14 protein-coding genes and 1 pseudogene are annotated in these 20,898 nt (G+C 61.9%); 7 read left to right on the top strand and 8 right to left on the bottom strand.

Going from position 1 to position 20,898, the window contains the following annotated elements; all coding sequences use genetic code 11:
* The 4 genes and pseudogenes from J2D77_RS13565 to J2D77_RS13550 form a co-directional block, all read right to left on the bottom strand.
* Positions 1 to 295: pseudogene (locus J2D77_RS13565) on the bottom strand (hypothetical protein); the annotation flags it as partial.
* An 18-nt stretch (positions 296 to 313) separates the two neighbouring features.
* Positions 314 to 1,459: an acyltransferase family protein gene (locus J2D77_RS13560; RefSeq protein ID WP_230975807.1), complete on the bottom strand. Its 1,146-nt coding sequence runs from the start codon at positions 1,457 to 1,459 to the stop codon at positions 314 to 316.
* Between the two features lie 83 nt (positions 1,460 to 1,542).
* On the bottom strand, positions 1,543 to 2,196 hold the full coding sequence (locus tag J2D77_RS13555; RefSeq protein ID WP_207846848.1) for an SGNH/GDSL hydrolase family protein: 654 nt from the start codon (positions 2,194 to 2,196) through the stop codon (positions 1,543 to 1,545).
* 113 nt (positions 2,197 to 2,309) lie between these two features.
* Positions 2,310 to 4,958: a cellulose biosynthesis cyclic di-GMP-binding regulatory protein BcsB gene (locus J2D77_RS13550; RefSeq protein WP_207846847.1), complete on the bottom strand. Its 2,649-nt coding sequence runs from the start codon at positions 4,956 to 4,958 to the stop codon at positions 2,310 to 2,312.
* A gap of 614 nt (positions 4,959 to 5,572) precedes the next feature.
* Between J2D77_RS13550 and J2D77_RS13545 the strand changes: the two genes are divergently transcribed.
* Together J2D77_RS13545 and J2D77_RS13540 are read left to right on the top strand one after the other, a co-directional pair.
* Complete coding sequence (locus J2D77_RS13545; RefSeq protein ID WP_207846846.1) at positions 5,573 to 6,058, top strand: GNAT family N-acetyltransferase; 486 nt, start codon at positions 5,573 to 5,575, stop codon at positions 6,056 to 6,058.
* Positions 6,059 to 6,262: 204 nt separating this feature from the next.
* Positions 6,263 to 7,738, top strand: a complete 1,476-nt coding sequence (locus J2D77_RS13540) for an amino acid permease (RefSeq protein WP_207846845.1) — start codon at positions 6,263 to 6,265, stop codon at positions 7,736 to 7,738.
* A gap of 18 nt (positions 7,739 to 7,756) precedes the next feature.
* Here J2D77_RS13540 and J2D77_RS13535 read toward each other — a convergent pair whose 3' ends face one another.
* The 3 genes from J2D77_RS13535 to J2D77_RS13525 form a co-directional block, all read right to left on the bottom strand.
* Positions 7,757 to 10,300, bottom strand: coding sequence for an excinuclease ABC subunit UvrA (locus tag J2D77_RS13535; protein WP_207846844.1), 2,544 nt, complete (start codon positions 10,298 to 10,300; stop codon positions 7,757 to 7,759).
* A 153-nt stretch (positions 10,301 to 10,453) separates the two neighbouring features.
* Positions 10,454 to 11,347: a LysR family transcriptional regulator gene (locus J2D77_RS13530; protein ID WP_207846843.1), complete on the bottom strand. Its 894-nt coding sequence runs from the start codon at positions 11,345 to 11,347 to the stop codon at positions 10,454 to 10,456.
* A gap of 48 nt (positions 11,348 to 11,395) precedes the next feature.
* Entirely contained in the window at positions 11,396 to 12,397 is a 1,002-nt protein-coding gene (locus J2D77_RS13525) for a carbon-nitrogen hydrolase family protein (RefSeq protein WP_207846842.1), read from the bottom strand.
* Positions 12,398 to 12,555: 158 nt separating this feature from the next.
* On the opposite strand from J2D77_RS13525, the gene J2D77_RS13520 reads away from it, so the two are divergent.
* From J2D77_RS13520 to J2D77_RS13500, 5 genes are all read left to right on the top strand, one after another.
* Positions 12,556 to 12,819 (top strand): DUF485 domain-containing protein, encoded by a 264-nt coding sequence (locus J2D77_RS13520; protein WP_207846841.1) that lies wholly within the window; start codon positions 12,556 to 12,558, stop codon positions 12,817 to 12,819.
* On the top strand, positions 12,812 to 14,299 hold the full coding sequence (locus J2D77_RS13515; protein ID WP_207846840.1) for a sodium:solute symporter family transporter: 1,488 nt from the start codon (positions 12,812 to 12,814) through the stop codon (positions 14,297 to 14,299). The genes J2D77_RS13520 and J2D77_RS13515 overlap by 8 nt, the downstream gene beginning before the upstream one ends.
* Positions 14,300 to 14,400: 101 nt before the next feature.
* Positions 14,401 to 15,936, top strand: coding sequence for a carbohydrate porin (locus tag J2D77_RS13510; protein WP_230975806.1), 1,536 nt, complete (start codon positions 14,401 to 14,403; stop codon positions 15,934 to 15,936).
* 387 nt (positions 15,937 to 16,323) lie between these two features.
* Positions 16,324 to 17,901, top strand: a complete 1,578-nt coding sequence (locus J2D77_RS13505; protein ID WP_207846838.1) for a B12-binding domain-containing radical SAM protein — start codon at positions 16,324 to 16,326, stop codon at positions 17,899 to 17,901.
* A gap of 196 nt (positions 17,902 to 18,097) precedes the next feature.
* A complete protein-coding gene (locus J2D77_RS13500; RefSeq protein ID WP_207846837.1) occupies positions 18,098 to 19,324 on the top strand; it encodes a GGDEF domain-containing protein in 1,227 nt (408 codons plus the stop codon).
* A 92-nt stretch (positions 19,325 to 19,416) separates the two neighbouring features.
* On the opposite strand, the gene J2D77_RS13495 is transcribed toward J2D77_RS13500, so the two are convergent.
* Positions 19,417 to 20,892: an aminotransferase class V-fold PLP-dependent enzyme gene (locus tag J2D77_RS13495; RefSeq protein ID WP_207846836.1), complete on the bottom strand. Its 1,476-nt coding sequence runs from the start codon at positions 20,890 to 20,892 to the stop codon at positions 19,417 to 19,419.
* Positions 20,893 to 20,898: the final 6 nt, after the last annotated feature.

The following is a 20,898-nucleotide window of genomic DNA, read 5'->3' as shown; positions in this document are numbered from 1 at the left end:
CCCAGGGAACCGCCGCAGGGGCGGGCGCACCGGATGTGGCCGCAGGCACGGGGGCCGCGGCCGTCGGGGCCGTGCCCATCGGCGGTGCTGTCACGGGGGATGCGGAAGGTGCTGGCGCAGTGCCCGCGGGTGTCTGCCCGAACCCGTAGGAAAGGCTTGCACTCCACACGGCGCCCAGCGTGCCCAGCAGCACAAAGCGCTTGCGCTCCCGCCGGGAGACGACCCTGAGCCGCACGGTTCTGGGGGCAGCGGGCAGGGCTGGGTCGGGGCTGTAAAGGTCAGGAGCGCTGGACATGGTCTTTACCATTGCTTGTCAATGTACGCGTGACAGGAAGGAAAGCCAGGCCAGCGCCAGGGCCGCGACCCCGCACAACCCGACCATGACGCCAGCCCCCAGGCGCACGGCGGAGGGCATGGCGCGGTTCTCATAACTGAGCATGGGCCGTTCCACGAACAGGTAGCTGAGCGTGCCGGCAACGACCGCCCCGCAGAGCACGAGCGCCATGGTCAGGCCATGCACCTGGAAAAAAAGCAGGTAGGACGCCAGCACGATGGCGGGCCAGTGCCACAGGTAAAGCGAGTAGGAAATGACCCCCACCGGTGCCAGCGGTTCGAGCACGCGGCGCGTGATGGCCTGGGGCTGCATGATGATGAGCATGGTCGCCACACAGGGCAGAACGGCCATCAGCGACGGGCAGGCATTGGTCAGGTCGTAGAACACCCCGCACAGGACCAGCACCGCCACCGCTACCGCGTAGCACAGCCCCGACAGCAGCAGGGATTGCGGCAGGGCGGGCAGCACCCAGATCAGCGTGCCGAGCGAGAATTCCCACAGCCGGGCGAAAATACTGTAATAGGCCGCGTGGTCGCCCCGGTAGCTTGCGAACACGCTGTACAGGAACGACGCACCCAGCAGCGTATACAGGACGACACGCCGGTTCCCGAGCCGGGGCAGCAGCACAGCGACCAGGAAAATGACAACGTAGAACTGCATTTCCAGCGAAAGCGACCAGGTGTGCAGGAACGGGTAGGCGATGCTCTGCCCCTCGAAATACCCCACATGGTGGCTGGCCCAGATATTGGACAGGTAGATCAGGGCATAGGCCCCGTTCTGGGCGATATCGGCCCGATCGCTTTGCAGCACCCACCACAGCATGCTGGCGCAGACCACGACAATCATGACCAGCAGGGCGGGCACCAGCCTGTACAGGCGGCGCCAGACAAAGCGTTCCGGCCGGAAAGGATGCTGCATGAACGCCGAACGGCCCATGAAATAGCCGGATATGACGATAAAGATATCGACCCCGATAAAGCCACCCTTCAGCCAGCCGGCATGAAAGATCATGACCAGCAGCACAGCCAGACCGCGCAGGCCATCGATGTCGCGACGCCGATTGAGCGGAAAAAACTCGGCCTTCAGCCTGGTTTTCCATGTTTCGGGCGCCAGCGAGAGCAACATGACCTTAACCACCACGGTTCAACGGCCAGGGTGGCCGTATAAGACGATACAGGATCCCGGCACGCCCCTGGCGCGCGGGGGCGTTATCCTTTGCGGAGCTTTTCCAGAACAGGCATGGTCTGTTGCAGGATGCCGTTGCCCCATACCTTGTAGCTGGCCGGCGTCAGATGCACGCCGTCGATCGTCTTGGGGCTGCCGGGCTGCATCAGCTTCGTGCCGTCGATATAGGTGCAGGGTGCGACTTCATCTTTAAGGAAATCGGCCATCTCCTGCGCACGCTTGTCGGTCTTGCCGTAGCGCGGGCTGTATTCGCCCCAGGTCGGCCCGATCCAGATGCACGCGGTCTTGCCCAGCGTCATGGTCAGGGTCTTGACCTGTTCGTCTGCCCAGTTCTTGGAAATTTCGCTCTGCCCATAGGCGGCCATGGTGTCGCCCAGCACCACCATGACGACATCGGGGTGCCACTGCGCGATCAGCGATGTGATCGGCGGCGGGGCGGTCGGTGTCATGGTGGGCGGGGCCAGGGGGGCCGCACCGATGCGCTGGGCCGCACCGCACCCGTTATTCGCGTTGGGCACCACCCAGTCCGCGGCGGTGGAGGAACATACGCCATAGGTCACGACCTTGGCGCCGGCCTCGGTATAGGCTTCGGGCAGGATCGAAAGCAGGGAGTCCTTGAACGTAACGTGGCTGTCTCCGATGATCAGCAATGTCAGTCCGGCTAAAAGCGCGCTCATGATCCTGTTCCTTCTCCCTTAATGCGTGTCGAAATGGCTTAAATCGACAAAGACCCCCGCAGGGCTTGCACCTGCGGGGGAGTATCCTGACGTGGCGGGCCGGGGCCCGATTGTCACGAATCGATGGGCTCATCCTCACCGGGCAGGCGGCGCTGCAACCTGTGGCGGGCATGCGCCCTCAGCCACCGGGCCGTGCCGTATGCGAGCAGGATCGTGCCCGCCAAGCCGGCGAGTGCAAGCAGCAGCAGATGCGCTTCAAGCGCCATCTCGATACGGATCCACAGCGGCAGGGACCCCACGGTATAGCGGTTGGCGTTGCGATAGTTCGTGAGTACCGCACCATTCTTGATCACCAGGTCGCCCTGCACGGCGGGCAGGAGCTGGCGGTCGCGCAGGCTGGCCACCATCTGCTGGAGCTGCGCCGGATGGTCGCCCAGAATGGCGACAACGGAACGGTGGTTGGTATAGGGCGATTCCCCGCCGACCAGCAGCGATGCATTGACGATCGGCGCGTTCAGGACAGGTTGGGCATTGTTGTTCTGGCCCGCCGCGTCCTTTTCCTGGAACAGATACCACAGCCCATCGAGCAGGGTTTTCTGCCCCAGCCGGATCGACTGGCCGTTGATTTCATAGGCCGAGCGCGACAGAAGCGACTTTGCAGCCCCCAACTGGTCGATGGTGGACAGCAGGATGATGTCCTTGGACTGGGACAGGCCACCCAGATCGGCGCTGGAGGCGATGTCGATCCCCGTGACCGGATACTGGGTGGACGACCCCAGAAAGCCCATGAGTTCAAGAAAGGCCGAGGTCACGCCCATGTCGGGCTGTGCCGGCAGCACTACCGCGGTCTGGGAATAATCGGCCATTCTGGAAAACGGAAAGGCGGAGCCCGCGAAATACGCAAGGTCGGGCAGGGTGGTGTAATGGTAGCTCTTGCGGAAATCGAAGGTGGAGCCCGAATCCACTTCGGCAATGAAGTCATCGTTCACGCGGCGGCAGGCGCCACGGTCGATGGGCAGCACGTTAAAGCTCAGGTCAAGCTGGTTGCGCCCGCCGAACAGCAGCCAGGGCGGCAGCACGGCGTTGAAGGTCATTGCACCGCTTTGCAGGCCGGGCAGATGGTTTTCGGCCTTTTTCCAGATCGCGTCTGAAAAGAGCGGGAAGCTCTGTACGTAGGCGTTGTTGATCAGCACGTCAAAACGTGCGCCCTCGCGTTCAAAGGCGGCGGCGGCGGGTGTGCGGATATTGAGCTTGACCGGATAGCTATGCTGTTTCCACCGGAACAGGTCGGGCGGCAGGCGGAACGGCACGGAAATGCCCAGCGGGGCGCCACCCTGGCGTTGCAGGTCGGTTTCGGCCGCGATATCGCCAAAGCGCACGATACGATCGGTGGGCACGAAGGCCGGCGCATCGTAGGGCTTGCGGGGGTCTAGGTTGACATCGGCCACCACGCGGTAGGGAACGTCGCCCAGCGTGTCGGACGAAAACGCCAGGACACGCGCGGCAATTTCCACATCCTGCTGGTTGCGCCCGGTTATGACCAGAACGGTGCCCCAGCGGTCGTTGGGGTTCGCCGCTTCGAACAGGGTCGGGCCCGATGGCAGGGTGCCGTTGCTGTCCACGGGAATGTTCTCGCCAATTTCCACGGCATTGCCCGTGGCGGGGAACGCAGCGGAAGCGGGAAAGGACGTGCCGCGGAAATCGGCCAGCTTGCCGAACCAGGACGCCACGATGCCCGCCGCTTTCAGGTCGCCCTGGCCGCTGGCATGCGGGAAGACGAACGGCACGCGCAGCACGTCATGCATGTTCTTGTCGAAGAATGGCGCGGGCAGATGGGCCAGCCTGCGTACGGGCGGCAGCTTGACGGTGGTGACGATAATTTTGGAAAGGTCGGAAACCCGCGCCCAAAGGACCCCGTTATGCAAGTCGTTGCAGTCGCGCCGGTATTCGCCCGCGAACTGGAAGTTCAGGTGGTTGAGGCGGGAAAAGAAGATGGGGTCGATATCGAAAACAAGGGGGCCGAAGCGTGAATTTTTCGGATCGACCTGAACCGTTCCCACATATTGTTCGTTCAGGGTCAGCGTCAGGCTGCTGGCTTCGGGCAACAGGGAGGGAGACAATGCGCCGTCGAGCACGATCTGCGCGCGTGTCACCACCTCGTCGGCGGGAATTGGAATATCCAGGCCCTGCAAAGGGGAGAACCCGCGCAGCGTCATGGGGGCGGGCACGCCCAGGTCGCGCAGGGTCAGGGTCCGGGTGATTTCGGGCTGGGTCAGCCCGGTATCGGCCATGGCAGGGGCCTGGGACGCCTGCCCGGCAGCGGGGTAGCCCGCCCCCGGATAGGCCCCGTTGGGATAAGCCCCGGCAGGATAGGGCTGGCCGGAATAGGCCGGGGCCGGGTAGGTGCCCGGGGGCGCATAGCCCGTGCCCGGCTGGGCGTTGGGGGCCGGATTGGCCGGGGCAGGGGGTGCCTGCATCGTGTCGGATGCGGGAATGGCCGGCGGCGGCAGATCCGCAGGCTGGGGCATGCCGCTGGGGGAGGCGGCAGCGCTGCTGCCATAAGGGCTTGCGGCTGCCGGCCTGCCCGTGGCGGGCACGCTGGGCCCCGGTACGGCGGCCGCTGGCGCTGTGGCCGGTGCACGACCTGCCGGTGCGTTAAGGGACACATCCGAGGGGGAGAGCGGTGCGCTGGGGCGTTCCGGCACTTCATACGGTGCGGATTCCTGGGCAGATGCGCTCCATGCGGCGGGGCTATTTGTCAAGGCCATCCAGCCTGCCACGCTAAGCGCGCTGACAGACCAGATCAGACGGGAACCGGCTTTGAACACGACAGCTTCTTTCTCTCAAATGCAGTACACGCAGTACACGACAAAGCCCCTGAAAGTACGGCCTATTCAGGTGGCGGGGCAGAGCAGTAAGATGTACACGCTAATTCCTGGCAGAGCAGGATTTGGCGTGGGTAAAATCCAAGGTAAAACGGAGCAACTTTAAAAAGTTAACTAATCGCAGCGGAAAGCTATCCGTGCGTATCAAGTATCAGCAAGTTAATTTATTGTAATAAATCAATATCAGAACAAGTGTCGGAAACGGGACAGTCATGGAGAACACCTGTCACCTCTTGTAATCTTTTTAAATCCGATTATCTGCGCAATGTTGGTCGAAATTGACGCCGTAACGATTCTTGTAATACTTCTATCCTCACGCAATACTTTGTGAGCCGTTAGGATTTTGGGCCGCCGCACTTCACCCCGCGCGGTATCCGGTCCATGTTCGATCTGGTTGTCGACTCTTGTGGACCGGGGGGCCCGCCCGCCTGTCCGCCCCATTCGCCGCTTCTGGCCCATGCCCCCCGGGGCAGATTTCCAAGGTGTCCCGCATGATCGTTCGTCCCGCCAGCGCAGAGGATCGCCCCGCCATCTGGGCCATTATGGAACCGGTGATCCGCGCGGGGGAAACCTATGCCCTGGACCGGGACATGACCGAGGGCGACGCCATGGCCTACTGGCTGGGGTCGGACAAGGAAACCTTCGTGGCGGCGGAAGACGGGCAGGTTGTCGGGTCGTACTATCTGCGCCCCAACCAGCGCGGGGGCGGCCGCCATGTCTGCAACTGCGGCTACATGACCGCGGCGGCGCATGCCGGGCGTGGCATTGCCCGGACCATGTGCGCCCATTCCATGGAAATGGCGCGGCTGTGGGGGTTTCGGGCCATGCAGTTCAATTTTGTCGTCGCCACCAATGTGCGCGCGGTCGGCCTGTGGTCGGCCCTGGGGTTCGAGATCGTGGGGCGCCTGCCCCATGCGTTCGAACATCCCAGCGCGGGATTTGTTGACGCATTTGTGATGTTCCGGGACCTCGCGTAACCACGCCGCTTGCCTGGCGGGTTTTTGTCTGACACACTGTTTCCAATCCGCAACGACCGGGGCGCGGGACGCTGGTCCCTTTGCCTTGCTACGTGCCGGGCCGGGGATCATGGGTGCCGACGCATGCGGCGCAGCGCGCAAGGCCATGCGGGCCGCACCCGGCCCGGCGCCAAAAGCGGAAAAGTTCAGGCAGGAGCCCCTTGAATGGCCACACCCGTTCACACATCCGGTCCCGCCCAGCCGCCCGCCGCAGTTGCGGAGGACGGCTACCACAAGGCGCTGGGCAAGCGGCAGGTGCAGATGATCGCGATCAGCGGGGCGATCGGGACGGGGCTTTTCCTTGGGGCGGGGTCACGCCTGCAAGCGACGGGGCCGGCCCTTGCCGTGGTCTATCTGGTCTGCGGCGTTTTCTGCTTCCTGATCCTGCGCGCCCTGGGTGAACTGGCGATGTACCGCCCCACCTGCGGCAGTTTCGTATCCTATGCGCAGGAATTTCTGGGGGACCGGGCATCCTATGTCGCGGGGTGGATGTCCTTTCTAAGCTGGGCCATGACGGGCATTGTCGATATTACGGCCGTGGCGCTGTACATGCAGTTCTGGGCCCCGCTGGCCGGGGTGCCGCAATGGGTTTTCGCCCTTGGCGCGCTGTGTGTCGTCACCAGCATGAACATGGTGGGCGTCAAGTATTTTGGCGAAATGGAATTCTGGTTTTCCCTGATCAAGGTGGCGGCCCTTGCGGTGTTCCTGGTCGTGGGGGCCGTTATCCTGGGCGTGCGCGTGCCGGTAGCCGGCCACGCCACGGGCCTGCACCTGATTACCGATAACGGCGGTATTTTCCCCCATGGCGTCCTGCCCGCACTGGTGCTTGTACAGGGTGTGGTGTTTGCCTATTCGGGCATAGAAATGCTGGGCACGGCAGCGGGGGAATGCGAAAACGCGCGTGAGATCCTGCCCGGTGCCATCAACAGCGTGATCTGGCGTATCGCGCTGTTTTACGTGGGCTCCGTCGTGCTGCTGGTCTGCCTGCTGCCCTGGACGGCGTATAAAGGCGGTGTCTCGCCCTTCGTTACGTTCTTTCAGGCGCTTGGCGTGCCGGGGGTGGATACGGCTATGAACCTCGTGGTGCTGACAGCCGCCCTGTCCAGCCTGAATTCGGGCCTGTATTCCACCGCCCGTGTGCTGCGCGCCCTGGCCCTTGGCGGGTCCGCCCCGCGCTTTCTCGCCTACATGAACCGCCAGTCCGTGCCGTCGGCCGGGATTTTCCTGACTGTTTCAATCTATCTGCTGGGGGTGGTGCTCAATTATATCGTGCCCGCGCAGGTGTTCGAGATTGTGCTGAACATTTCCGCTTTGGGCATTATCAGCACCTGGGGGTTCATTCTGGCCAGCCAGATCGCCTATCGCCGCGCGGTCAGGCGTGGGGCGGCCCCACCCAGCCCGTTCCGCATGCCGGGTGCGCCCTTTACCGCCTGGCTGACGCTTGGGTTTCTGGCCGCCGTTCTGGTGCTGATGGCGTTCGATTACCCCGATGGCACGTTGACCATTGCCCTGAGCCCCATCCTGGCGGTGCTGATGGTGATCGGCTGGAAGCTGATCCGGCACAAGCCGCCCGTTCTCATGCCCGAGACCGTGCCCTCCATCGAACTGACCCGCCGCGTGCTGGAGCAGGGCCGGTCCTGAGCCCTGCGTGCTTCTCTCCTAATCCAGATGCAGGGCGCGGGCCAGGAAGGGGGCGGTGCGGCTTGCGGCGTTGCGCGCAACCGTGGCAGGGGGGCCTGCGGCAACGATCGTGCCACCCTTGTCGCCCGCACCGGGGCCGATATCGATCACCCAGTCGCCGCGCGCCACCAGCCGCATGTCGTGTTCGGCGACAATGACCGTGTTCCCGCCTTCCACCAGTTCCTGCAAATGCGCCATCAGTCGGTCCACGTCCGAGGGGTGCAGCCCGGTCGTGGGTTCGTCCAGCACATACAGCACATGCCCGCGCCGCTGTTTTTGCAGCTCCGTCGCCAGTTTGATGCGTTGGGCTTCCCCCCCTGACAGTTCGGTCGCGGGCTGGCCCAGGCGCAGATAGCCCAGCCCGCCCTTGCGCAAGGTGGACAGGCAGGCAAATGGTCCGGGCTGGTCTTCGAAGAACGTGCAGGCCTGATCGACCGTCATGCCCAGGATATCGGCTATGGAACGGTCCTGGTATTTGACGTCCAGCACCTCTGGCCGGTAGCGGCTGCCATGGCAGACCGGGCAGGGTGCGTAGACGCTGGGCAGGAACAGCAGTTCGACCATGACCGAACCCGCCCCTTCGCAGCGCGGGCAGCGGCCTTTTGCCAGGTTGAACGAAAACCACCCGGCATCATACCCGCGCGCGCGGGCAAGCTCCGTGCGGGCAAAGAGCTTGCGCACCATGTCGAACAGGCCGGTATAAGTGGCAAGGTTGGAGCGCGGCGTGCGGCCGATGGGTTTCTGGTCGATCACCACCAGGCGGCTTATGCCCTCCAGCCCCGAGACCACGCGGCCTTCGGGGTGGGTTTCGGCGGCGCGGGGGGCCTGGGTCGTGTCTTCTTCCGCATCAGCCGTGGGCAGGGCCTGGCCCAGGGCGCGCGCGACGATGGTGGTCAGGGCGTGGCTGACCAGCGAAGACTTGCCCGAGCCCGAAATACCCGTGACAGAGGTAAACGTGCCCAGCGGAAAAGCCGCTTCCAGCCTGTGCAGGTTGTTCCATTCGATATCGGCCAGGCGCAGCCAGCCCTTGGGCGTGCGCGGGGTGTGGGACACCGGTTCGGGGCTTGCGAACACGTAATGCCGGGTGCGGGAATCCGCTACGTCGCGCAGGCCTTCGGGCGGGCCGGAATACAGCACCTGTCCGCCGCGCTCACCCGCCTGCGGGCCGACATCGACAATCCATTCCGCCTGGCGGATGACATCGAGGTTGTGTTCGACCAGGAACAGTGAATTGCCCGCCGCGCGCAACCGGTCGAGTGCCGCCAGCAAGGCCTGGGTATCGGCCGGGTGCAGGCCGGATGAGGGTTCGTCCAGCACATAGACCACGCCGAACAGGCTGGAATGGATCTGCGTGCCAAGCCGCAGGCGCTGGTATTCCCCGGGCGAGAGGGTTTGCGCCCCCCGGTCCATTTGCAGGTAGCCAAGCCCGAGCTGGTCCAGCACGTCGATCCGCGCGATGATATCCGCGGCAATACGTCGGGCGGCAATGGCTGTTGCGTCATCATCCGCGCTGTCGGGCGTGTGGGCCACCGGGGCCAGAATTGAGGCAATGCGTTCGAGCGGCAGGGCCCCCAGTGTTGCGATATTCATGCCCGAAAACGTCACCCGCAGGGCGTCGGGGTTCAGCCGCTGGCCGTGGCAGAGCGGGCAGTCCGCCGAGATCATGAAGGATTCCGCCCGCTTGCGCATGGTCGCACTTTGCGAATTGGCGAAAGTCTGCGTCACGTAGCGGCGTGCACCCGAGAACGTGCCTTGGTAGGCGGGTTCCAGCCCCTTGGCGATGGCACGCTGCACCTGCTCATGCGTAAAGCCGGGGTAAACCGGCACGGTGGGCGTTTCATCCGTGAACAGGATCCAGTCCCGCGTCTTGGCGGGCAGGTCGCGCCAGGGGCAGTCGACATCGATGCCCAGCGTGATCAGGATATCGCGCAGGTTCTGCCCCTGCCACGCGGTGGGCCACGCCGCCACCGCCCGGTCGCGGATCGAAAGGCCGGGGTCGGGCACGAGGGATGCCTCGGTCACGTCATGCACGCGGCCCAGACCGTGGCAGCGCGGGCAGGCCCCCATGGGGGTGTTGGCCGAAAAGGCTTCGGCTTCCAGCCGGGCAAGGCCGGGCGGATAGGTGCCCGCGCGCGAATACAGCATGCGCAGCAGGTTCGACAGCGTAGTGATACTGCCGACCGACGACCGGCTGGAACTGCCGCCGCGCTGCTGTTGCAGGGCAATGGCCGGGGGCAGGCCATCCACCGTATCCACATCGGGGACCGGCATCTGCTGGAACAGCCGCCGCGCATAGGGGGAGACGGATTCCAGATAACGGCGCTGCGCTTCGGCATACAGGGTGCCAAAGGCCAGGGAGGACTTGCCCGAGCCCGAAACGCCGGTGAACACCACCATCGTGTCACGCGGGACATCGACATTGACATCGCGCAGATTATGCTCACGCGCGCCACGCACCCGGACAAAGCCGGCCTTGTCCACGGGCCGCGTGCCCAAATCGCGCGTGTCGGAATTCTGTGTCATCAAGCTGCTCCAGATCGAACCTGGGCGCAGTCTAGCGTGCTACGGCGCGCCTGACTGTAGGATCTGGCAAAAAATCATCGCAGCATGAATTATGGCATGGCGGCACCCCCTCACGCGCGGGCCGCTTCCTTTCATGTAAGGGTGCGCGCCGGGCTATGTCTGCATCAGAAACCGCGTGTCGTTGCGGATCATGTCTTCGAGGAATTTCGACACTATGCGGATGCGGGGCAGGCCATCGAGTTCATCGTGAATGCCCAGATAAATGGAGCGCTCCGCCCGGGCGACGGTTTTCATGACCGAGACCAGCCTTTTATCGGGCTCGGCGGAAAAGGATGGCAGGAATGCCAGGCCGGCACCATGAGCCGCCGCCGCCTGCTGTGCCAGCATGGACGAGGACCGAAACACCACACGCGGGTTCTTGATGACATCGAGCAGCCAATGCACTTCGCGAATCTGGATCAGGTCTTCCACATAATCCACGAAGTCATGGTTCTTGAGATCCGCCATGGTTCTGGGCACGCCCCTGCGGGCCAGGTAATCGGGTGACGCGTACAGGAAGAGGGAGAATTTTCCTATCGGCTTGATGGTCAGCCGGGGGCCGCTGATCGGCACGAAAGACAGGCTGATATCCGCTTCCCGCCGGGTCAGGTTCAGGATCATGGGGGATGTCACCAGTTCGACCATCAGCCCGGGGTGGTTTGCTGAAAGGTCGCCTATGCGGCAGGCGACGTACTGGCTGCCGATCCCCTCCATCATGGCAATCCGCACGCAGCCCGTTGCGGCGCCGTTGCCATCCAGCCCCAGGGCGATCTCGTTCGCGTGGGACTGTATGGCTTCCGCCTTGGGCAGCAGCCATTCGCCCGCCTTGGTCAGGGTAAAGCCACTGGCCGAGCGATCGAACAGCCTGAGTTCCAGCGCGCGTTCAAGCTCCGCAATCCGGCGGGAGACCGTGGCTGTGTCCACCTTCAATCTTCTGGCTGTGGGAGTAAGGCGGCCCTGGCGACTGAGTTCAAGAAAAATCCGCAAATCGTTCCAGTCGAAGGTCACAGCCCACCGCCTTTCGTAGATCCTCTCCCACAGGATCAACTGCCCGGCCTATTTTCCTATAGGGGAAAATCGCGGTATCTCGCCAAAATATAGAGGTTGACGGCGTTCGCGGTCAATCTGGAGACGGAACACATCGAAACGATTGTAATAGCCCACGACATCCTGAAACTGCTTCTGCTCGATACAGTCATCCAGATTGATGGTGGCGTAAAGGAGCCCTTCCTCGGATCGGGGGGCGCCGATCATGCGCCCGTCGGGGCCGATGATCATGGATACCGCGCGCGGTGTTTCACGCAGGGCCCGTTCGGCATCGGCCGATAACCGGCCCACATCGTTGATCGCGGCGTCATCCAGCACGCCCGATGCGACGATGGTAAAGCATTTGGCTTCAAAACTATGGGCGCCGCAGCGTATCCTTATGGCTTCGGCAATATCGTATCCCGCGCCATCGCCGGGCAGGCGCGTGGGCCAGACAGGCGGGAAGCATGCGGTATGCAGTTGCTCGCCCTGGGCCATCAGCGCGTAACGGGCCAGCGGATTGGTGTTTTCACCACATATCAGCCCGCCGATCCGCCCGATGGGGGTCTGGACCACGCGCAGGCCCGCGCCGTCTCCGGGGGTCCAGACCATCTTTTCATAATAGGTGGGAACCAGTTTGCGATGATGGTTCAGTACGCTGCCATCGTCACCGATCAGCAGCGTGCTGTTCCACAGGCAGCCCACCGACATATCGGTCCCTTCCGTAAAACCCATCTGCACAATAAGGCCAAGGCGGCTCGCCGCTTCCCGGATGGCGATGATTTCAGGACCATCCGCGCGGATCGCGACCTTGGCGAACGTCTGGAAGAAGTCATGGGTCACGATGGGTGCGGCAAGGGCTGTCCAGATCGGAAAGCCCGAAAGATAGCTTTCAGGAAACACGATGAAGGACGCGCCATGCAATGCGGCTTCTTCCATCAGGGATATGGCCTTTTCAACGCTCTGGGACGGCTGCATCCAAACGGGTGCGGCATGCGCTGCGGCCACGGATATCGGGCGGGCGGCTTCCATGACAAATCTCCTTTATTCTGTCTCCTGAAAACAATTTCTCAAATCCGGTTGCGATCCTAGATCGAATTTTTGCATCGCGTCTTGCAAAAATACAGCATTCCGATATCGATACGATTTGTATATGATAAAGTAAATTCACTGAATAAAGGGATAACCAAATGCTGGATTATCCACGCGAAAGTAAACAGGCACCGCAAAAGGCCGGCAAGGGCCCCGATATTATTCTCGTGTCATCCGTATCCGTGGCATATTACGGCTTTCTTTTTGCAGGAATACTTGTCCCGGCCATGCTGGCAAGTCCTGCCGTTCTGGGCATTCCCTGGTCGTTCCTTCTTGGTGCGTCCCTGCTGATCTTCCTGATCGTGTCCACAGGGATCTATGTTCTCGTCTCGAACGCGCAGGATGGGCACCACGATGGATAACACCCAGATCAACCCCATCTCCTTGGAATTCTTCCTTGTCTTTGTGCTTATAACGCTTGGCGTTACGTACTGGGCGGCCCGGCGGTCGCGCAGCAGTTCCGAATTCTATACCGGTGGCGGCAACATGTCCGCCTTGGGAAACGGCCTTGCCATCGCCGGCGATTTCATGTCCGCGGCAGCCCTTCTGGGCGTTTCCGCCATGATCACCCAGGTCGGGTTTGACGGCATGCTCTACGGTATCGGCTTCGTGTCGGGCTGGCCTATCGTCCTGGCCCTGGTGGCCGAGAGATTGCGCCGCCTGGGCCGGTTCACTTTTGCCGACGCCTTGTCCACACGCGTGTCCGAACGGCCGATCCGCATTTTTTCCGCGCTATCGTCCCTGATTGTCATTGCGTTTTATCTGATCGCCCAAATGGTTGGGGCGGGCCAGCTTGTGCAACTGCTTTTCGGGCTGAACTACAATGTGGCCATCGTTTTTGTCGGCGGGCTTATGGTCTGTTACGTCATTTTCGGCGGTATGCTGGCCACAAGCTGGGTCCAGATCATCAAGGCCGTTCTGCTGTTGTGCGGCACGGCCCTTGTCGCCGGCCTGACCCTGGCGCGGTTCCATTTCAGCCTGGGCGAACTGCTGGGAACGGCGGTTGCCATTCACCCGCATCATGCGGCCATTCTGGCCCCCTCCGCCCTCAGCCGTGACCCGGTTTCCGGCCTGTCGCTGGGCATTGCGCTCATGTTCGGAACATCCGGCCTGCCGCATATACTCATGCGGTTCTTTACCGTTCCCGATGTGAAGACCGCGCGGGTTTCCATATTCTACGCCTGTCTGTTCAACGGTGTCTTTTTCCTGATGGTCTTTATTATCGGGTTCGGCGCCATCGGCCTGGTCATGCCCAATCCGGCCTTCCATACCGTATCGGGGGCCCTGCGCGGCGGAGCGAACATGGTCACCATGCACCTGGCTTACGCCGTGGGTGGCAGCGCGCTCATGGGGTTTATTTCCGCCATTGCCTTTGCAACCATTCTGGCCGTCGTGGCTGGCCTGACCCTTTCGGGCGCATCCACGATTTCGCATGATCTTTATGCGTGTCTTGTCGGCAGCAAAAGCGAAAAACACGAACTTGCCGTCATGCGCGCGGCTACCCTGGTCATTGGGGGCGCGGCCATCGCACTGGGCATCATTTTTCGCAACCAGAACGTGGCCTATATGGTCGGGCTTGCCCTTTCCATTGCGGCCAGCGCGAATTTTCCCGTCCTGCTGCTTGCCCTGCGCTGGGACGGCATTACGACAGCGGGCGCGTTATATGGCGGCATTATCGGGCTGGTTTCCGCATTCGGGCTGACACTTCTGGGGCCGTCCGTCTGGGTGAAAACGCTCAACCATCCAGCGGCCGTGTTCCCGTGGGATCCGCCGGCCATCTTTACTGTCCCGCTGACATTTGTCGCAATAATCGCGATCTCTTTATACACGAAACAAAAATAACAACGCCCGATACCAGGCGAAAAAAAGCAAAACCGCAAACATCACCAATTTTGGAGGGAATGTCCATGTGCATGCACCTGGCGCGCAGATACGGCTGTGTCATGACATCTGCATCCGTGTCTGTTCTGTTCATGTTTTCTGTCTCCAATGCACAGGATATCGCGAAAACCCCCGCGCCTCCGGGGGAGAACATCATGGTATTGGGGAAGAAAAACCTTTCGGACGAGAAAAACGCCCCGCGTTTCACGGACCCGGGGGTTCCGGCCCTGGTGCCCGCGATCAATACGCCTGGCGGTATTCCCAACGTACCATCGGTCAATGGGGATAAACCGGCAAAGCAGCCTTTTTTATTCACGCTTCATGCCGAACCCATCATGAAAACCGGCGACTTTCTTGCCAGCAAGGGTGTTTATTTCAGCGGATGGAACGTATCGCAATTTGCGGGAATACCCAGCGGTGGCAGCAACCATGGCACATTCTTCAATGAAAACGCAGCCGTCGGCATCGACCTGGATATGCACAAGCTTGTCGGCATTCCGGGGGCCAAGATTCATTTCCTGACCGATGAAATCGCGGGCCAGGGCCATGCGGGGGACTTTACCGGCACAAACTGGGGATATCTGTCCTGGTATGGCAACCATGACGGCTTTCACCTGCGCGAATTCACCTGGGATCAATCCCTGTTCAATGACCACCTGTTCATTCTGGCTGGCCGGTCGAATCCGAAAACCGGTGAATTCGAAGGCTCGGAACTTTACTGCATGTATTCCGCCTTCATGTGCTCCATTGCCCCGGCCCTGTCCGTGAACGGGTCCCTGCCCGGTGCGCCCACATCAACCTGGAGCACGCGATTTCTCATAAAGCCGACAAAGGAGACCTATATCAAGGCCGGCATATGGGAGGTGGAGCCATGGCTCAACGCCGTGCCCCATAATTCCTGGCCTGGCGATGACTGGGGTTTCGACAAGGCCAAGGGCGAATATATTCCGGTGGAAGGCGGTTACAGAACCAATTTTTCCAACGATCTTTATCCACGCGCCTACGATATGGGATTTGTCTACGATACGGCTGTGTATTCCGACCCGCTACACAATACCAGCGGCCGCGATCGGGCGGTCTACGGGGGCACGGCACAGTCGCGTCGGGGGCGGACCACCTTCTACCTGCAGGCACAGCAGATGGTGTGGAAGCCCGAGCGCAAGGGAACGCGTGGCCTGATCCTGTTTGGCGCGGCCAACTTTTCCACCTCCGGAGAACAGAATATAAAAAATGGTTTCGTGCTCGGGGCTTTTGACTGGGGCCCGTTCGCGGCCCGACCGCGGGATTATATGGGGTTTGTCGTCCAGTCGTTCGTATGGAACCGCCAGCTTGTCAAATACATGGATGAAAAGTTCGCGCAGGTCCAGCCTGGCTCGAAATGGGGCAGCACGGAAACAATGCTGGAATTCAATTATGGTTTCAATGTAGCGCCGGGCGTCGTTCTTTCCCCCTATCTCGAATATATCTGGCACCCGGACCAACTGGGGTTCCAGAAGCTCAGGCCCGAGATCAGAACGGCCATGCAATGCGGCCTGACCCTGAACATGCAGATCAACCCGGCCTTGGGCCTGCCACTGCTGGCCCGGGTACGAAACTGACGCCGCGCGCAGAAATGTCATGGAATTGTCTTCGTGCCAGGGGGACAGGCCATAAGGATTCTGTGCCGTTCTGGCAGGCGAGCTGACGGCACGGAACCAGCCCGCACCCGCAGGCGTTCGCCCTGGCGGGTGGATCAACTGCGGGACGGACTCGATTTCGGGCCGGCCTGCACGCTCTTCTATCGCTATTGCGAAGTAAAGGGGGTAGAAACGTCGTTCACCCAGATGGAAGATCCATATGATGAGCGTTCGCCAGCCTATCGCTTCACCCAGGGTGGATCAGTTCCTCCGCATGTGCCCCCCGGCCCAGGGAGGAGGACATTTTGATCGTGACCAGGACCGTATTTGAACGGCCCTGCCACCGGGCCCGCCACATGCCGGGTCCTGATGATCTTCCCGCTTTTCAACGCAAGCTCGTTCTGGAACTATAAGGAGACCTGCGACCTGGCGGGCGCGCGTTACCCGGCCGCACCCCTCGGGCTGATTACCGTGGCGGCCCTGCTCCCCCAGAACTGGGAGATCAGGCTGGTCAACCGCAATACCGAGCATTTGAGCGATGACGATCTGGGCTGGGCCGATCTGGTGATGACCGGCGGCATGCTGCCCCAGAGAAACGACGCCCTGCACCTGATCGAACTCTGCCGGGGGCTGGGCAAGCCGGTGGTGATTGGTGGCCCCGATGTCACGTCCAGCCCGGCTCTCTACAGTGCCGCGAACTTCCAGGTTCTGGGGGAGGCGGAGGAGATCATGGGCGACTTTATCGCGGCGTGGAACGGCGGTGCCACCGAAGGCGTGTTCGAAGCGCCGATGGGCAAGACCGACGTGACCCGCAGCCCGCTGCCCCGCTTCGATCTGCTGAAGCTGGACCAGTACCTGCATGTCGGTATCCAGTTTTCACGCGGGTGCCCGTTCAGTTGCGAATTCTGCGATATTATCGAACTCTATGGCCGGGTGCCGCGCACCAAGACGAACGAACAGGTTCTGGCTGAACTCGACGCCCTGTACGCCCTGGGCTATCGGGGCCATGTCGATTTTGTCGATGACAATCTGATCGGCAATAAAAAGGCGCTCAAGAAATTCCTGCCGGAACTGAAAAGCTGGCAGGAGAAAAAGAAGTTTCCGTTCGAATTTTCGACTGAAGCCTCCATCAACCTCGCAGACGATACAGATCTGCTGCGGGGCCTGTCGGAGACCAATTTCTTTGCCGTGTTCATCGGGATCGAAAGCCCGGATACGGACACGCTGGTCATGGCGCAGAAAAAGCAGAATACCCGGCGCAGCCTGCAACAAAGTGTCGAGAAGATCTATGAAGCCGGGATTTTCGTGAATGCGGGCTTCATTGTCGGCTTCGACAGCGAAAAAAACAGCGTCGCGGCAGGCATGATCGCATGTATCGAGGATACGGCCATTCCGGTCTGCATGGTCGGCCTGCTTTATGCCCTGCCCACAACGCAGCTCACCCGCCGCCTGCTGGCCGAAGGGCGCCTGTTCTCGGGCAGTGAGCAGACGCAATCAGGGGACCAGTGCACCGCGGGGCTGAACTTCGAGACAAAGCGGCCACGCCGGGACGTGCTGAACGACTATCGCACGGTGCTCAAGGGCATTTACGACCCCGCCGCCTATTTCGACCGTGTCCGTCGGCTGGGCCGGATGCTCAGGCGCGAGCGCGGTCACAAGATGATACGCGGCGATCTGCGCAGCTTTTTCCGGCTGGTTTTTCGCATTCACCGTGCGGGGCCGGGAACGGCCGGGCAGTTCTGGCGCATGATGCTGGACTGTGCGCGGCATAACCCGAAAGCGCTGCCCTATGTGGTCATGACCAGTGCGCTGTATCTGCATCTCGGCCCGTTCGCGCGGCAGGTCGTGGGTGAGATCGACCAGGAGATCAGCGATGTCGATGCAGGCCGGTGGCACGCCCCACCCATCGTGCAACAGCCCGCCGAACCGGCCTTCATGCCGGCCTGACGGGGCTGGAACGACATAGCCGATCACCAGGGGTATGATGCAGGGAGAAGTACCGGCTTGCTCCCTGCACCTGAATTCTACCAAGATCTGTTTTGGAAAGCCGATTTTCCACAGCGACCTGCGCCACCCGATCCAGCCCCGCAAACGTCCCCAAACTGTGCTCATGCCCGACCAATCGCACGTGCTTTTCCTTGTAATGTTATCGGTGACGGTGCTGCTCCCCGTAACCTGGCTGCCGATCTGGTTTCAGGATCGGCAGCACAAAGCCGTTTTCTGGAGCATGATCGCTGCCCTGACCTTTGGTGGCAGCATGATTTGCCGTGTGGCGCTGCCATTTCTGCCGGCTATCGCCATAGCAAATGCCGGAGTTTTGATCGCCCATAGCCTGATATGGATGGCCTGCCGTTCCCTGCGCAAGCGGCCGCCGGTGTTCGGCCTGATCGTCACGCCCGCGATCATCTGGCTCGGTCTTTGCCTGCTGCGCTCCTTCCAGGCGGATGTGAACCTCCGCGTCTTTGTCTTTGGCCTGCTCGCTGCCATCCTGAATGGGCTTGCGATGCGCGAAGTCTGGCTGATCCGACGCGGGAGCCGCGTCGTAAAGGGCTGGCTGCTGGGGGTGCTGGGCATCGAAGGTATCGTGAAGCTGGCATGGGGAATCTGGGCTTTGACCCAGCCGGTCGATAGCGGGCTGGTCTTCTCGGCGATCCCCGGCTTCATACCCATGCTGGTCGGCATAACCGGGTTTATCCTGCTTCTCGGCCCTGCCCTTGTGGCGTTGGACAAGGAGCTTTCAGACCTTCGCCAGCACGACGCCGCCAGGCAGGACTTCATGACCGGCGTTGGCAATCGCCGTTACCTGGAAGAAACGCTGGAGGAGTATTTTGACCGCGCGGTCCAGCGCGGGCAGCCTTTGTCGCTGATCATGGTCGATGCCGATCGTTTCAAGGAATACAACGATCTTTATGGCCACCCTGCCGGTGATCGGTGTCTTCAGGCATTGGTCGGGGTGCTCAAGCTCTGTTGCCGGTCAGGTGATGTCGTCGGACGGTACGGGGGAGAGGAATTTGCGGTGCTGCTTCCGCAGACCGGTGCAAAGGGCGCTCTGGCCCTCGCGCAGAGGATGCTTGCCGAAGTCCGGGCATTGCGGCTTGAGCACGCCAGGGCTCCCAACGGGATCGTCACGATCAGTCTTGGCGTTGCTTCGACGCACGACACTATCGCGCAGATGACGCCAGCCAGCCTGATCAAGATGGCCGACCTGGCCCTATACAATGCCAAGCATGAGGGCCGCGATCGGGCCAGCATGACCGTGCCAGAAGGCACTGTACCGCCAAATTTTCATGAAGACGGGCCCGAGCACGACACAAGCCCTTACGCCGCCACCGATTACGGCCCCTATAGCGGGACCAGTGCACCACGCTGACAGGCCGCAACGTGTCCTTCAGCGCGTGACGCCTGTCCTGCGCCGTCGTGCCAGCCGCGCGCTTTCGGCGGGGTGCGGGCAGGGGTGCCCGGTCAGGCGACGGCCTTGGGGCGGAAGCGCGCGGTGGTGACGTCGCAATCGTATAGCGCGGCCATCTCGCACGGTGCGGAGGCCAGTTCGTTGACGGCGTCGAGAATGCGCTGAACCTTTGCGTCATCCATCAGCACGCTGAAATTCAGGCGCGTCCAGCCCGGCTTTTCGATTTCCTGGCCCGAAAGAATCGTGTTGCGGATATGAGCGGATTCCGTCTCGTCGATCCCGAGCAGCCGATGGGCGTAGGGACCGGCACAGGCGCATCCGCCCCGAACCTGAATGCCGTAATGGTCCGACAGCATGCGGGTAAAGAGCTGCTGATGGATGAAACCGCCTTCCTTGAGATTGCGGACGCGGAAGGAGAAGATCGGAAGCGCGCGGGCAGTCGGGTGTCCGATGATCTCGATAGCCGGATTGCCGCGCCATGCGGCAAGTGCGCGTTCGCGCAATTCGGCATTGCGCTGCGCCATGTAGGCATCGCCAATGACATCCTTGACGATGAAGGCAAGGGCCGAGCGGATATCACCGATGACGTTCGGCGTGCCGCTTTCCTCGCGGGAGGCAAGGCAGGAGGAATAGTCATGCGTCCAGGGTGAGACGAAGCGTACCGTGCCGCCGCCCGGCAGGACCGGGCTGTGGCGCGAGACCGCGGCATTGCGCACGATCAGCACGCCCGACGCCGCCGGACCCCCGATGAATTTGTGGCACGACACGACAACGGCATCCTTTTCGAACGGCGTGCCGGGCTGCATGTCGATCGGGCAGTAGGGCCCGGCCCCTGCATAGTCCCAGATTGCAAGGGCACCGTGGCGCTTGAGCATGGCAGTTACGGCGTTGACGTCCGTCAGGATACCCGTGACGTTCGAGGCGGCGGAAAAGGAGCCGACTTTCAGGCTATGCTCCGGGCAGGACTTCAGGGCGGCTTCAAGTGCCGCCATATCCGGACCGCCCCCGGCAGCTTCGGGAATCTCCACGATCCGCGCACCGCTTTCGCGCCAGGGCAGGATGTTGGAATGGTGCTCGTAAGGGCCGATGAAGACGCTCGGCTGCTGGCCCGCGTTGCAACGTGCGGGGATTTCAAGCAGATGCACCAGCCGGTTCAGCCCGGCGGTTGCGCCATTGCCCATGAAAATGGTCGTGAATTTTTCGGCCGGCGCGTTGCACAGGCGCGCAATCGTGGCGCGCGCACTGCTGCGCAGCCGCGTCATATACGCGCCGCAGAACGAGGCCTCGGTATGGCTGTTGGCGTAGTAGGGCAGGATCTCGTCCATGACGAACGTCTCGACCTGACGCAGCGCACGGCCCGAGGCGACGTAATCGGCATAGAGCAGCGACTGCGTGCCGAACGGCGTGTCGAATTTCGCGCCATCCCCGATCACACCTTTCGCAAGCGCTGCCAGGCCCTGACTGCGAAGAGCCTGCCCGAACCGGTCGAGAATGGATGTGCTGTCGTCAAGGGTGCCGATCGTTTCCATGGTGTG

The sequence above is a fragment of the Acetobacter garciniae genome (genome assembly GCF_017377735.1).
GTDB lineage: Bacteria > Pseudomonadota > Alphaproteobacteria > Acetobacterales > Acetobacteraceae > Acetobacter > Acetobacter garciniae.
This window is presented reverse-complemented; position numbering and strand designations above follow the sequence as displayed.